The organism is Desulfosporosinus orientis DSM 765, from assembly GCF_000235605.1.
In the GTDB taxonomy this organism is placed as follows: Bacteria; Bacillota; Desulfitobacteriia; order Desulfitobacteriales; family Desulfitobacteriaceae; genus Desulfosporosinus; species Desulfosporosinus orientis.
In genome coordinates this window covers 49,437-64,205 of the sequence record NC_016584.1, presented here as the reverse complement: position 1 = coordinate 64,205, position 14,769 = coordinate 49,437, and the positions used below count along the sequence as shown (strand labels likewise).

General features: G+C 42.3%; 11 protein-coding genes. 1 reads left to right on the top strand and 10 read right to left on the bottom strand.

Features of this window, described 5'->3' with window-relative positions:
• Positions 1 to 88: 88 nt before the first annotated feature.
• The 3 genes from DESOR_RS00300 to pth all read right to left on the bottom strand — a co-directional run bounded on the left by DESOR_RS00300 (position 89) and on the right by pth (position 5,684).
• Positions 89 to 1,030 (bottom strand): peptidylprolyl isomerase, encoded by a 942-nt coding sequence (locus tag DESOR_RS00300; protein WP_014182651.1) that lies wholly within the window; start codon positions 1,028 to 1,030, stop codon positions 89 to 91.
• A 38-nt stretch (positions 1,031 to 1,068) separates the two neighbouring features.
• Positions 1,069 to 4,611, bottom strand: a complete 3,543-nt coding sequence (gene mfd / locus DESOR_RS00295; RefSeq protein WP_042330639.1) for a transcription-repair coupling factor — start codon at positions 4,609 to 4,611, stop codon at positions 1,069 to 1,071.
• A gap of 515 nt (positions 4,612 to 5,126) precedes the next feature.
• Positions 5,127 to 5,684, bottom strand: a complete 558-nt coding sequence (pth, locus tag DESOR_RS00290; protein WP_014182648.1) for an aminoacyl-tRNA hydrolase — start codon at positions 5,682 to 5,684, stop codon at positions 5,127 to 5,129.
• Between the two features lie 92 nt (positions 5,685 to 5,776).
• On the opposite strand from pth, the gene DESOR_RS00285 reads away from it, so the two are divergent.
• Positions 5,777 to 6,502 (top strand): PRC-barrel domain-containing protein, encoded by a 726-nt coding sequence (locus DESOR_RS00285; protein WP_014182647.1) that lies wholly within the window; start codon positions 5,777 to 5,779, stop codon positions 6,500 to 6,502.
• A gap of 17 nt (positions 6,503 to 6,519) precedes the next feature.
• On the opposite strand, the gene DESOR_RS00280 is transcribed toward DESOR_RS00285, so the two are convergent.
• From DESOR_RS00280 to cphA, 7 genes are all read right to left on the bottom strand, one after another.
• On the bottom strand, positions 6,520 to 7,461 hold the full coding sequence (locus DESOR_RS00280) for a ribose-phosphate diphosphokinase (RefSeq protein WP_014182646.1): 942 nt from the start codon (positions 7,459 to 7,461) through the stop codon (positions 6,520 to 6,522).
• Between the two features lie 15 nt (positions 7,462 to 7,476).
• Complete coding sequence (gene glmU, locus DESOR_RS00275; protein WP_014182645.1) at positions 7,477 to 8,838, bottom strand: bifunctional UDP-N-acetylglucosamine diphosphorylase/glucosamine-1-phosphate N-acetyltransferase GlmU; 1,362 nt, start codon at positions 8,836 to 8,838, stop codon at positions 7,477 to 7,479.
• A 271-nt stretch (positions 8,839 to 9,109) separates the two neighbouring features.
• Positions 9,110 to 9,364: a septation regulator SpoVG gene (spoVG, locus tag DESOR_RS00270; protein WP_014182644.1), complete on the bottom strand. Its 255-nt coding sequence runs from the start codon at positions 9,362 to 9,364 to the stop codon at positions 9,110 to 9,112.
• A gap of 116 nt (positions 9,365 to 9,480) precedes the next feature.
• Positions 9,481 to 10,302 carry a pur operon repressor gene (gene purR / locus DESOR_RS00265; protein ID WP_014182643.1) on the bottom strand — a complete coding sequence of 274 codons (822 nt, stop codon included), beginning with the start codon at positions 10,300 to 10,302 and terminating at the stop codon, positions 9,481 to 9,483.
• A 5-nt stretch (positions 10,303 to 10,307) separates the two neighbouring features.
• Complete coding sequence (locus DESOR_RS00260) at positions 10,308 to 11,000, bottom strand: GntR family transcriptional regulator (protein ID WP_014182642.1); 693 nt, start codon at positions 10,998 to 11,000, stop codon at positions 10,308 to 10,310.
• Positions 11,001 to 11,885: a 4-(cytidine 5'-diphospho)-2-C-methyl-D-erythritol kinase gene (gene ispE, locus DESOR_RS00255; protein ID WP_014182641.1), complete on the bottom strand. Its 885-nt coding sequence runs from the start codon at positions 11,883 to 11,885 to the stop codon at positions 11,001 to 11,003.
• Between the two features lie 197 nt (positions 11,886 to 12,082).
• Complete coding sequence (cphA, locus tag DESOR_RS00250) at positions 12,083 to 14,740, bottom strand: cyanophycin synthetase (RefSeq protein ID WP_014182640.1); 2,658 nt, start codon at positions 14,738 to 14,740, stop codon at positions 12,083 to 12,085.
• Positions 14,741 to 14,769: the final 29 nt, after the last annotated feature.

The following is a 14,769-nucleotide window of genomic DNA, read 5'->3' as shown; positions in this document are numbered from 1 at the left end:
TATATATCTAGGGATTGCCAATTATTCATTATTTTCCAAGGAAAACATAAGAAGGCATTTTTTAAATGCCTTCTTATCCCTGAATTTATTAAGTTGCTGGCTTATATCCTTGTGAATACTCGATTTTTGCTTTTTTTCGTAGATCATCAAAATAGGTTTGAAATTTAGTATCTTTAGCTTGATTTAAGGCGTCCTGAGCCACTTGGTCCTTCACCTTATCATAGTCTGGAGTCGAAGCGGGAGTATGGGCTTCAACTTTTATAACATGATAACCAAATTCTGTTTTAACGGGTGTTTTAGAATAAGTCCCAACTGCTTGGGCAAAGGCAGCTTCTTCAAATTCAGGAACCATTTTCCCTCTTGTAAATGTTCCCAAATCACCACCGGTGTCCTTCGCCCCAGGCTCAATAGATTTTTCTTTAGCCAGCTGTTCAAAGTCCGCTCCTGCATCCAGCTGTGCTATAATCGCCTTGGCCTCATCTTCGGTTTTAACTAAAATATGTCGAGCTTTCACACTTTCAGGTTGACTGTAATAGGACACATTCTTATCATAAAATGATTTGATATCTGCATCGGAAACTTTTATGTCACCAGTAATTTTTTCATAGACTGCTAAAAAATTTCTCAATTCGGGCTCGGTCATTCCCTGCTGTTTCAGTGTGTCTTGAAAAGTTGCTTCATCACCCATATTTTTTTTGATCGTATCTTCTTGCTCTGTAACCTTTTTGTCCTTAGGATCAAGCCCTAAATTTTTCACTTCTTGGGCAATCAATTCCCCTTCAATCATCCGATCTAATAATTGGCTTTTGATCTGAGACAAAGCTTGTTTTCCTTGGTCAGTGTCAAATTTCATTCCCTGTTTTTCATATACCTTTTGAGCTTCAGCAACACGAGCATCATAATCTTTAACCAATATGGATTTATCGTTTACTTTTACTGCCCATTTACCGTCAACTAACGAAGAACATCCCGTGGTCACAAGCAACAACGCCAGGGCACCTACAATAAACCCCATGCGCGACTTTTTCATAAAGACACACCCTTTCAGTTTGACATGAGAATAGTATATCAAGGAGTTGTCGTCGAAGCAATGTCGTAAAATGTCGAAAGCACTCGGCGAACTGCCTCAATGACCGCCTCTTGATCAAGAGTCCGAATACGGATATTACATTCTAGATTACCATTTGGCATCGTCTTAAATGACAAGGGAAACGCGGATGCTGAGGCTACGGACATTAGCTTCTCTCCCGACAAGAAATCTATATCCGCCAAGAACCTGAGGCTCACATTTTGTTTTACTTGTTGAACTTGCTCTATTTTTAGAGCACTTGCCAATATCTTAAGTCGGATAATTTCAATGAGGTGTTCAACTTCGCGAGGGGGAGTCCCAAAACGGTCTACTAATTCATCGACCATCTCACTGAGCTGATTCTCATTTTTCACATTACCCAGCCTTTGATAAAGGGAAGCCTTCGTTTGACTGTCTGTAACATAAGTGTCGGGCAAAAACGCATCAATTTGGAGTTCTATACTTGGTTCAGTGACCTCTTCTACCTTTTCTCCCCGAATCTCCTGAACGGCTTCCTTAAGCATTTGGCTGTACATTTCAAAGCCCACAGCTGCTAAATGCCCATGTTGCTGAGCTCCTATAAGATTGCCGGCGCCTCGAATTTCCAAGTCTCTCATAGCAATTTTAAACCCTGCTCCAAATTCCGTGAATTCACGAATAGCAGCCAGTCGTTTCTCTGCGATCTCAGTGAGAACTTTTTGAGGCTTATATAAAAGATAGGTATAGGCTTTACGATTGGATCGTCCAACCCGACCACGTAATTGATAGAGCTGTGACAATCCATAGCGGTCAGCTTCGTCAATAATTAAGGTATTGGCGTTGGGCATATCGAGTCCCGTTTCAATAATTGTCGTAGAAACTAAAACATCCATTTCGTGTTCCAAAAAGTCCAGCATGACTTGTTCCAATTCTCTTTCGCGCATTTGACCATGAGCAACCCCAAATTTAGCTTCTGGTACCAATTCACTCAGAAAACGAGTCACCTGATCCATATCCTCAACTCGATTGTGAACATAGAACACCTGACCTCCGCGTTGAATTTCACGACGTATTGCTTCTCTAACCACATCAGGCCTAAATTCTGTGACATAGGTTTGTACTGGATAGCGCCCCTCAGGTGGTGTCTCAATGACACTCATATCCCTAACCCCGACAAGGGACATGTGCAGAGTTCTTGGGATTGGAGTGGCAGACAACGTTAAAACATCCACATTACCTTTCAAGGTTTTAAGCTTTTCTTTATGAGCGACTCCAAAACGCTGCTCCTCATCAATCACTAATAAGCCCAGATCATAAAATTTTACCGCTTCAGACAGAATTCGATGGGTGCCTACAATTACATCAATTTTCCCTTCTTTAAGCCTTTGAATTATTTCCTTTTGCTCCTTTAGGGACCGAAAACGGCTCAACATTTCAATGGTAATAGGGTAACCTGTGAACCGTTCCTTGAAGGTATTAAAATGCTGCTGAGCTAAAATCGTAGTTGGTACAAGAACCGCTACTTGCTTGCTATCCATTACCGCTTTGAAAGCAGCCCGAAGGACAACTTCCGTTTTCCCGTACCCAACATCTCCGCAAAGCAAGCGATCCATGGGTCGAGCCCGCATCATATCCGCTTTTACATCTTGAATACTTTGAAGCTGGTCCGGAGTTTCTACATAAGGAAATTTATCCTCAAATTCATTTTGCCATACATTGTCAGGAGAAAAGGCATATCCCTGAATTGTCTCCCGCTTAGCATACAGTTTGACTAGATCGATGGCCATTTCCTTAACAGCACTGCGAGTTTTCTTTTTTACCTTATGCCACTCAGATCCTCCAAGTTTGTAAAGCTTGGGGAGGGTTTCTCCTGCACTACCTAGATATTTCTGTAAGAGATGCAGTTGATCCAAAGGAACATACAGCCGATCTTCACCTGCATATCGTATCCCAAAATAGTCCTTGGCAATACCCCCTACTTCCAGCCGTTCTATACCCGTAAATTGACCTATGCCATGATGGACGTGAACAACAAAATCTCCTTGTTTAAGATCGGAAATAAATACTTTCTTTTGAGAAGGTACACTGGGTTTTTTCCCGATGGCCTTGCTCTCTCGTTTATAGATCTCTGTTTCTGTAAGTACGACCACTTTTCCAAGGGGCAGCTCAAATCCTTGATCAAGGGAAAAAGGATAGATATAAACCTGACCTTCTTCAACAGGCTCATCAAGTTCCTTTCGAGATGCTGTTACTCCCCGATCCTTTAAGCCTTGAATCAACCGATCAACATGCTCATCATCTCCAACAAACAAAGCTACAACATGCCCGGTATTCTTACGATGAATGATTTCATCCACTAATTTACTGGTTTTTCCCATGAACCCTGTTAGGGGACGTGCATTTAAATTAAAAATTCTCTTCGGAGAGAGCCCTGGCGCCTGCTTTAAAAGAGAAGAAAGCCCAATTAAGGGATGACACTCTCCATGCTTTATTATCTCGTCATAGGTGATAAATTGTGACTCTGGATGAATAATCCCTTCACCATGTTCCAACTGTTGAGTAAAGTCTAATAGTCTTTCGTTAGCTTGAAATTCTAACTGCTCTTTTAAGCGCATAGGTTCATCTAAAACAACAAAATGATCTTCAGCTAAGTAAGTGAAAAAGGGAACGAGAGGGGTATTTAGTAAGCTTAAGAACGGATAGATATTTTCATCTAAAATTCCTTGTGCCAATCGTTCTACAACAAACGTTACCTTTTTTTCCAAACGATCGGCAGCGTCATTTTTCCCGGCACGCTGGAGACGCCCTATGGTTTTTCTAGCCTCCGCCCTGATGGCAAAACGAAGCTCTTCCATTTCCCCTTTGGTCACAATATACTCCATAGCAGGAGAAACTAAGACCTTATTCTGTGAACGGATGGATTTCTGTGTTTCTAGGTCAAAGGTACGGATTGAATCTACTTCATCATCAAAGAATTCAATACGTACTGCCTCCCCATCAAAAGAGGCGATATCCAAAATTCCTCCTCTTAACGCAAATTGACCTCGACCCTCAACCGTTTCAATCCTTTCATATCCTCCCGTAACTAGCAGAGAAAGGACATCCAGTAAATTATACTTTTGCCCTACTTCAATGGTCAGTGAAAAATCCTTCCAGCGTTGTGGAGAAAATAATCGTCGTTCTACAGCAAGAATGGATGCGACTACAATACAATTCTGGCCAAGGGCCAGCCTATTCAATACCCTAATTCTCTCTGCCGTAGTTTCCCTGCTCCTGCCCAATATTTCAAAAGGAAGCCATTCCGTTGCCGGAAGATGTAGGATGGTTTGATGTGAGCACCAAGTTCTCAAATCATTGGCCCACTTCTGAGCCTGCTCCTCAGAATAGGTTAAAATAAGTCCAGGTTTAGACTTGCGGAAAAGCTGAGCTACAAAAGCCGCTTTTTGGCTTCCTGTTAAATCATAAATCATCTGGGGCCATTCTTTACGGCGTAAGGATTGATTAATCTCCGGGATGTCGAGCCCCCTTTGAATATAACTATAAATGGTTTTCAAAATGTTCATCCTTTCGGGTATATAGAAAACTAGGCTGGGTGCCAAGCCATCTGGCGCAGGCAACTGCCTTAGTTGCACTTATGCTTCAGAAAGTATGTACTGCAAAGTCATACTTTCTGAGTAGTATTTAGAAAACTTAGCTGGCGCCCAAGACACTGCCCTAGCACAACCCACACTTCAGGTCAAGCGACCATGCAAAAAAGATGAACGCCCAATTACGGACCCCCATTTGCCTCCCCCTAAAGACTTCTAATAAGGGTTATAAAGGCGTTCATCAATCTGATTTTCTTATTAATGATATGTATTATTAGGTTCTGTTTCCATGTCTCGTAAACAATCGGTGCAAAGTGCATAGGCTACATTTCCAACGATATCCATTATAGGGTCCGAATTCTGACTGGTCAAGTCATCTAATTCAATCTCTCCAATAATTCGATCACACGTATGACATACTTTAAGTATTTTCAACCCAATCAACCTCCCTGCTAGTAGAATTGCCCCTAGCCAGGAAGGTTATACTCTTTTTAACGATGGTATAAATTCATAGCTCGTTCATATTCCCCTTTGATCCATAGATAGACTGCCTTTTCAGCCCGGCCTAATACATCATCCAATAATTTTGTTTCATCTTCTGCAAAGGGCGAGAGCACATAACGTGCAGGATCCCACTCTTTAGGCGGACGACCTACTCCAAGCTTCAACCGCCATAACCTTTCTGAGCCTAATTCAAACTGAATGGATTTAATACCATTATGCCCTCCTGAACTTCCGTGATCCCGCAGACGGATTTTGCCCAGGGGCAAATCCATATCATCTTGAACTACCAACAAGTCCTCTTGAGAGAGTTTATAAAAACGGCTAAGTTCACTAACTGAACGTCCGCTTAAATTCATAAATGTTTGTGGCTTTAAGAGAAACAATCGCTCTCCTTCTATATTCCCTTCTGCTAATAACCCTTGAAACTTAGAACGAAATTGCAGCTTGTGAACCTCTGCCAATAGATCCACAAGTAAAAAACCGATATTGTGGCGTGTCTCCGCATATTGAGCGCCAGGATTTCCAAGACCTATAATAACCTTCATGACTAGTCACCTCCAAAGCATAATCATCGGATATCATGAATACATTCTTTAAGAATAGGGAAACGAATCATCACCAGCAAAGGGGGTGAACTATGAAACCCAGCCGAAAATTCTTATCCTTACCTATTATTTCACTCCAAGAAGGTCAACAACTCGGTTATGTCAAAAGTTTAATATTAGACGCCGGCAAAAAATCCCTTGCAGCCATCGTAGTGGACCCTAAGGGCTTTTTTAAAGACCAGCGCATTATCCCCTATTCAAAGGTTGTGAGTGTTGGTGATGACGCAATCACCATAGACAAAGAATCTCATGTCGAAAAAAGTTCAAGCATACCTGAGCTATTAGATTTAGTCAAAGAAAAGCTGACCATTATTGGCACAAAAATGGTCACAGAATCAGGCAAGACCCTTGGGACAGCCGAAGAATATTACGTAGATCCAAGTACCGGCAAAATAACACAAATCGAAATTTCGGGAGGTCGATTTGAAGGAATTTTTAACGGTAAAGCTTGTATTTCTGCAGATTACATTACTACGATAGGACATGATGTTATTGTTATCCAAAAAGGCAGCGAAAATGCTTTAACTGTTTCTGACAAAGGACTTAGCGATACACTAAAAAATTTCCTTCACTCAACTTCGAATCTAGCTTCTGAAACTACTCATACTCTAAGCAGCTATTTTAAAAAGGATCGAGGTAAACCCGTCTCCCACGCAGCTGCGGATAAAGAGCCCATCATCATTCCGGAAAGCGAAACTATCCCAACTGAAGAAGAAGTCATCTCAGAAATACCTACAACCAAAGACCCCCAGGGGTAATACCCCGGGGGCCTTTCTTAACTAAACAGCTTGCTGACCGAAAGATCCTCATGAATACGGACAATAGCCTCCCCTAAGAGCGGTGCAACAGACAATACTTTAATTTGAGGAATTACTTTCTCACGAGTTAAGGGAATGGTATTCGTGACAACAACCTCCCGAATCACAGAATTGGCTAAGCGATCAATTGCCGGGCCGGACAATACCGGATGGGTACAGCATGCATAGACTTCTTTAGCTCCTCTGTCAATAAGGGCCTGAGCCCCTTGAGTAATCGTCCCGGCAGTATCAATAATGTCATCAATCATAATGACGGTCTTTCCTTTGAGTTCGCCGATGACATGCATAATTTCTGAAACATTGGCTTCCGGCCGGCGTTTGTCGATAATGGCCAGAGTAGCTCCAATCCGTTCGGCTAGGTCTCTGGCACGTGTTACTCCACCTAAATCCGGAGAAACAACACAAATGTTTTCTAATCCCTTCTCCCTGAAATACTCTGCCAGGATAGGCACCCCAGGCAAATGATCCAGCGGGATATCAAAAAATCCTTGTATTGCCGGAGCGTGTAAATCCATAGTAACCACACGGTCTGCTCCTGCGGTCGTTATGAGATTTGCCATTAACTTTGCCGTAATGGGATCCCGCGCCCTGGTCTTTCTCTCTTGACGAGCATAGCCATAATAGGGCATTACGGCCGTAATCCGCCGTGCAGAGGCCCTGCGAATAGCATCAATCATAATCAGCAATTCCATAATGTTATCGTTAGTAGGATAACAGGTAGGCTGAACAACATAGATATCCGCCCCCCGAACACTTTCATCGATGGCCAGACAGGTCTCTCCATCTTGGAAACGCTTGATTTTGGCTTCACCTAACGGTACTCCTAAATAGTCCACAATTTCTTGTGCTAATGGACGATTCGCATTCCCACAAAAAATTTTAAATTCTTTTGCTGCCATGCCTATTATTGCCCCCTATTTAATCTTTTCTCGATACCAATGTTCCTTAATGACCTGTTGGCTCCGTTCAACTGCCAAGGCTTTGGCAGGAACATTTTTAGTAATAGTAGACCCCGCACCCGTCACTGCGTACTCCCCAATTTCCAGTGGAGCAACTAAATTTGTATTACTGCCAATAAAGGCATGATCGCCGATTTTCGTGGGATGCTTGTTAATCCCATCATAGTTACAGGTAATTGTACCTGCTCCGATATTTGCCGACTTTCCAACATGTGTATCTCCAATATAGCTCAAATGGGGCACTTTTGCACCTGTTTCAATCCAACTATTCTTGATTTCTACAAAATCCCCTACTTTTACTCCTGCTTCAAGTTTAGTGCCTGGCCGCAAATAGCAAAAAGGTCCAATCATACACGCTTCTCCGATCTGGGCATCTCGGGCAACCGTGTTAATCACCTCTGAACTGCGTCCAACACTGCAATTCTCCAGACTAGTCTGAGGGCCTATAACAGCATCTTCTTCTATTACTGTGTTTCCTAATAATCTTGTAAAGGGAAGAATCGTCACGTCCTGTCCCAATTTTACCTCTGCATCAATAAATGTTGACCCCGGATCTACAATAGTAACACCTTCAGACATCCAATACTCTAAAATATTCCTCCGAACAATTCCCTCAGCTTCTGCTAACTGACCACGACTATTGATTCCTAAAGCTTCCAAAGAGTTAGACGTACAATAAGTCAATATTTTTTGTCCTTGTCTAAGTAAAACATCAAACACTTCCGTCAGATAGTATTCCCCTTGGGCATTTTTAGTCGTAATCATGCTTAAAGATTCTTTCAGGGCAGAACCTTTAAAGCAATAAGTCCCTGTATTGATTTCCTTAATTTTCCGCTCCTCATTCGAGGCATCCTTTTCCTCAACAATCTTAACAAGATTCTCGCCATTTTTGAGAACTCGGCCATAACCAAAAGGTTCCTCCATATAAGCCGTCAATACAGTTGCGCTGGCCTCCTGAGCTTGGTGCAGTTGGACAAGAGTGTTTAATGTCTTTGCTTTAAGCAGCGGTTGATCCCCGCTTAAAACAAGTATAGTTTGGTCATCATCTATATACGGCAATGCTTGCATAACCGCATGCCCTGTACCCAGCTGTTCTTTCTGAATGATAATCTCTGCCCGATTACGGATACGGGCTTCTATACTCTCCCGTCCATGTCCAACAATAACAAGAGGACGCGAAACTCCAACTTGACCTACCATATCTAAGACATGTTCTATGAGAGTTTTTCCAGATAACGTATGCATGACTTTTGGCAGCTTGGATTTCATTCTTGTTCCTTTTCCTGCTGCCATGATCACTGCTACCAAATTAGACATAATCTAATTCGCCTCCAGCTCTAGTTTAACCTCTACTTATTTTATATACCCGTAAAAGTATAACTTTCGGAAGGCATTAGTGCAACCAAGAGTTTTTTACCATATTTTCACCTCAAAAGTTGTTTATTCGCCAAAATATGCAAGAATCCTTTTTTCCTTTTGCTAAAAACCATCCAATTTTTTCTAATCTCCTTAAGTTTTTTAGACATGTTGAAGGAGACCTAACTGCCAGGTCCCCTTCAACATGTCTAAAATATCTAAAATAAGCGTTTCAAATGGCTTCTTGGTAAGCTTTTAGTACTGCAGTTTGAATGACTTCTCGTGCATCTGCCGAAATAGGATGAGCTATATCCCGGAATTCCCCTTCAGGAGTTTTACGGCTGGGCATAGCAACAAAAATTCCATTCATTCCTTCAACAACTTTGACATCGTGAACGACAAAAGCATTATCAAATGTGACAGAGACCACCGCTTTCATCTTTCCTTCAGTATTAATCTTCCGAACCCGCACATCGGTAATATTCATTATGAATCACCACCCTTCCACTTTCCGGGCCTGTTCATAATAATATTCTCTGTATGGTAAAAAAATCCTGCCTTTATTCCATGAAATTTTTATTAAATTTTATAAAATCAAAATTTCTAGAAGAAGCAAGCTATTGGAACGACCGAGGCCTTACCGGAATAAGGATCAAGTTCCTTCAGCTGTAAAAGGGACAAATATCCTTCGACAAGTTTAGGCTCATTGTTTAATTGAGCTTCAACTAAAATCCCAATTCCAACAACATCTGCTTCAAATTCTTTCATCAGATTTTTGATTCCTAAGGCGGTGCCACCCGCTTTCATGAAATCATCAATGATCAGAACTCTCTTTTGGGGCTCTAAAGCCCTACGGGAGAGTGACATTGTTTGAATACGCCGGGATGATCCGGAAACATAATTGATGCTTACAGAGGAACCTTCCGTGACTTTATTACCGCTTCGTATAACCACCATAGGCAGCCCTAAAGCCTCTGCCGTAACAAGGGCTAAAGGAATTCCTTTAGTTTCAATGGTAACGACAACATCCGGTTTCTTGTCTCGAAATGCTCCCGCAAAAATTAGGCCAAGAGGACGCAGGACTGAGGGATCAAATAATAAATCGGTCATATAGAGAAAACCCCCGGCAAGGATCCGCTCTTTTTCGTTCAGACGTTCAGCAAGCCTATCTAGAACTTGGGTTGCCTCTTGATTTGAAATTTCCGGAATATAGCGCACTCCCCCCGCCGCTCCGGAAATTGTCTCCAAATGACCGTGCCCGGATAACAAAAGACTCCCTTTCACGGCCATCAAGTCTTCACTAATGGTAGACTTAGCTGTTTGAAATTGTTCTGCAAAAAATGTCAAAGGTGTAAGGACATTCGGTTTTTGCATCAACAGTTGAGTGATCGCGACCATCCGCTCCGCTCTCTTCATCTTCTCCACAATTGTTAATCCACCTTGTCTGGCTCATTCTTAATACTAAGAGCATCGAACATAACATTCTCAGCTGTGACGATATGTGCCATAGCTAAAGCTTGCGCTTCCTCACTATTATGATTTCTTAATGCTTCAACAATGGCTCTGTGTTCCTCAAGCGCAAGTTTGTTCCGACCTGGAACAGCAAGTGATGTGGCCCTAAAACGCTGGATTTGTTCTCGTAAATTGGCCAGAATTTGAATTAACCGTTCATTGCGGCTGGCACTATAAACTAAGGCATGAAAATCCGTATCAGACTTTACAACTTCTTCCAGATCCATATCTCCCTCGTTCGACCGGCAGAACAACACCCGTTCCATTTGTTCCAATTCATCTTCAGTAATACGTTCAGCTGCCAGTCCTGCTGCTAATCCTTCAAGTGCGGATCGAATCTCAAAAACATCAGCAACATCTTTGGATGAAACACCAGCGACGTAAGCTCCTTTTCGAGGAATCATAACTACGAAATTTTCCAGTTCCAGTTTTCGAATGGCTTCACGTACAGGGGTTCTGCTAACTCCCATTTCTTCTGCCAGCTGAATCTCCATTAAACGCTCACCAGGTTGAAGAACACCACTCAAAATAGCATCTCTCATAGATTCAAAAACAATCTCCCTCAACGGTTTATAACCGTCAAGAATTACCGGTAATAATCGTTTGCCCATCTAACTATCCCCTTTCATACAATTAGTTACTGCACCTATCGTTTTTGTTACCCAAACATTTCTAAAGCCTTTTTTTCTCAACTGTTCAGCAACCTGCCTTGCATGTTGCTCTCCTTGGGCAATTCCAAAGACACTTGAACCACTGCCGGACATTAAGGATCCATAACATCCTGACTCTAGCAGGCTTTGCTTGAATTTATCAATTTGCGGCACCAACGGGATTGAAGCTGCCTCAAGATCGTTATAGAGCAGGCCAGCAATCTGTTTAATTGACCCTCCCGCTAAAGCCTCTTCCCAATCCTTTCTTGTTAGCTGCCCTGAATGTCCAACTAAATCAAACCGCCGATACGCTTCCCTTGTGTTTACGCCAGCATAAGGTTTCATTATAACAAGATCTACCCTAGGCGCCGCCGGTAATAATTCAAGCTGCTCACCTCTTCCTGTAGCCCACATTGTCCCGCCTTGAAGACAAAAAGCTACATCTGCGCCACATTGAGCTGCCAGTTTAAGCAACTCCTCATTATTGAAAGGATTTCCATAGAGTTGATTTAATAACCGCAGGGTTGCAGCTGCATCAGTACTTCCTCCAGCTAGTCCTGCTTGAATGGGAATCTGCTTTTTAATTTCAATTTCAAGTCCTCCAGATTTTCCACTTTGGCTCAAAAATTCTATAGCTGCTTTATAAGCTAGGTTTCCAGGTCCGCTTAATGCTCCACAGCGACACACTACTTTTTCCCCATGACGTCGAACTCGAACAATGTCATGCAACTCAATAGATTGCATAACACTTTGAAGTTCATGATAACCATCTTCTTGAATTCCTTGAATGGCTAAAGCCAAATTTATCTTAGCGTTTGCGAACGTTGTAAGGAAAGACTGTTCCATTTGCATTACCTCTTCCGAACATTGAGAGAACATTTCCTTTTATTATACATATTTTCAAGGTGGAGTTCCAGCTTTCCAAATGGAAAAATTCCTGTGAGTCCTGGGAGTAAAAAGAATTTTTCGGGGTATTTTTCGGACTAAAGTTAAGAGGCGAAGAATTTTCTTCGCCTCTCCTAACATAAAGCATCATAAAAATGTTAATATTCTCCGCCAACAACCCATTCATTCTTTGCTGGTATATAGGACAAGGCTTTTTGTAATTCCATTCTCCTGCGAATTTCCTCTTCGATAGGTTCCAGATGCTCATAGAACATGACAAATGTATCACCGGGAACACAGCTGTCCAGCCCCTTAGAAAAGGCTTCTGTTTCAGGTAATATAATCTTAATTTTTTGCGCATCCATACCAGATAGAATAGCCTCGTCATAGATCATTTGGGCTATTTCTCCCGGTTTTCGCCCGCGTAAGTCACGGTCCTCTCGAATCACCAAACGCTGAAAGCCCTTGGCAGCTATTCGGCCAACCTCCCGCACTGTCTCGTCTGATCGATCACCGGGAACCGTTACACAACCAACTAAATTCTTCTTTTTAAAGTACTTCAAGGTGTTAACAATCTCTTGAATCCCGGCAGAGTTGTGTCCATAATCAATAAACACATCAACTCCGTTAATTTTATACAAATTAAGCCTACCGCGATTATGCTCCACATCCGAAGAAAACTCCTGAAGTGAATCCCGAATCGCTGTCGTACTCATCCCCAATGCCCATCCTGATGCTATTGCTGCCAAAGCATTTTGGATATTGTGTTTAGCTTTGCCCTCCCAAGTAACCGGAATCTGTTTTACGGAACAAATTTTGAAGACTTGGGATCCTTGACAAAGTAAGATCATCCCTCTGCGTACGAAAACAGCTATTCCGCCTTTGCCCAGATGTTTGCGAATATAGATATTGTCTTTTTCAGTACTAAAAAAGATAACTCTCCCTTGGGTGCGTTTAGCCATTTGAACAACATAGGGATCATCAGCATTTAGGACGACATAACTATGGGGCTTGATAACCTCTGCCACCAGACTTTTAACGTGAGCAATGTCTTCAAGACTCTCTATTCCATACTGCCCAAGATGATCATTGGAAACATTGGTGACTACTGCTACATCCGCATAATCATAACCCAAACCTGAGCGAAGAATTCCCCCTCTTGCAGTTTCTAAAACAGCAACTTGAACTTGAGGGTGCCTTAAGACAGTCTTGGCGCTCTCCGGCCCTGTCATATCCCCTTTAACCAATAACTTTTTATTGATGTATATTCCATCCGTTGACGTCATTCCAACAATGAGTTTCTGATCCGAAAGTATTTTGCTGATCATACGGGTAGTAGTGGTTTTTCCATTAGTGCCGCTTATGGCAACGATAGGTATTCGCCCATTTCCTGCAGGAATTATTTCCTCGACAATAGCCTTGCCTACATCCCTGGCAGCTCCTTTGCTGGGAAAATGATGCATGCGAATTCCTGGTGCAGCATTAACTTCAATAACGTGCCCGCTTCCCTCTCGATATGAGGCCTCTATATTCTTAATCACTAAATCGATCCCTGCAACATCCAGTCCTATTAACTTCGCTGCATAAACAGCTAAATCAGCATTATCTGGATGAACAAGATCCGTCACATCTTCAGCAATTCCCCCAGTGCTTAGATTAGCACTGTCTCTCAAATAAACTATTTCTCCTTGTTTAGGAACAGAGGATAAGGTTAGGTTTTTAAGTCTCAAGTTTAGTAGAACAACAGAATCAATTGTAATTTTTGTTAAGACGTTTTCATGGTCTTCCCCACGTAATGGATCCTTATTGGTTTGAGCGACCAGTTCCTCAATGGTGGAAATACCATCTCCAACAACATGAGCCGGCACCCTCTTGGCGGCAGCAATCAGACGATCTCCGACAACAACCAAACGATAGTGCTGTCCCTCAATATATTCTTCAATGATGACCCAATGTCCATAGTTTTGAGCTACCTTAAACGCCGCTCTAACTTCTGCTTCATTTGTAAGCTGAAGTGTTACCCCTTTTCCCTGGTTACCATGTAAAGGCTTGATCACTGCAGTGGCGTTCATATCCAAAAAGGCCTCAACAGCCTCTTCTTCCGTTCCGACGATATATCCATAAGGAACCGGAACCCCTCCTTCGCTTAAGATCTTTTTAGTGATCTCTTTATCACAAGCAATATCAACCCCTATACTAGATGTTGAATCTGTAATGGTTGCTTGGATGCGTCGTTGGTTCCGGCCATACCCCAATTGCAACAGGCTCCCCTCATTCATTCGACAAACTGGGATTCCCCGAGCTTGACAGGCATCCACAATCGCTTGAGTGGATACCCCTAATTTGCAGCGTTCCATGATGGTCTTGATCCTATCAACTGCTAGGGATACATCAAAGCTTTGATCTTTAAGAAGAGTACTTACAAGTAAAAACCCTTGTTTAAAGCCCTCAATAGCCCCTTCTTTAACTTCGTAATTGAAAATAATTTCATAACGCCCAGGCTGGTCCAAAATGGACATCGTTTTTCCGTATTTTATTGTCTGACCTGCTTGGGTTAAAAGCTCTATAGTTACATGTTCAATGACATGCCCTATAAGGGTTCCTTCTTGTAACCGTTCCAGAAATCCGCCTCTTTTGCCCCGTGAGCAATAGTGCTCTACTAACGAGGGTAATTGCTCTACAAGTTGAAGACGAAAATCTTCCAGTTCATTCGTAAATCGGTCATTCCATTCTTGGAGATCCACAATCGCTCGAATAATTGGGCGATGGCTATAAACATTAGCCCCTTCGATTGCTTGGATATCTATAATCTCCATTTTATATTTGTTCCTCCTTAAGCAGCACT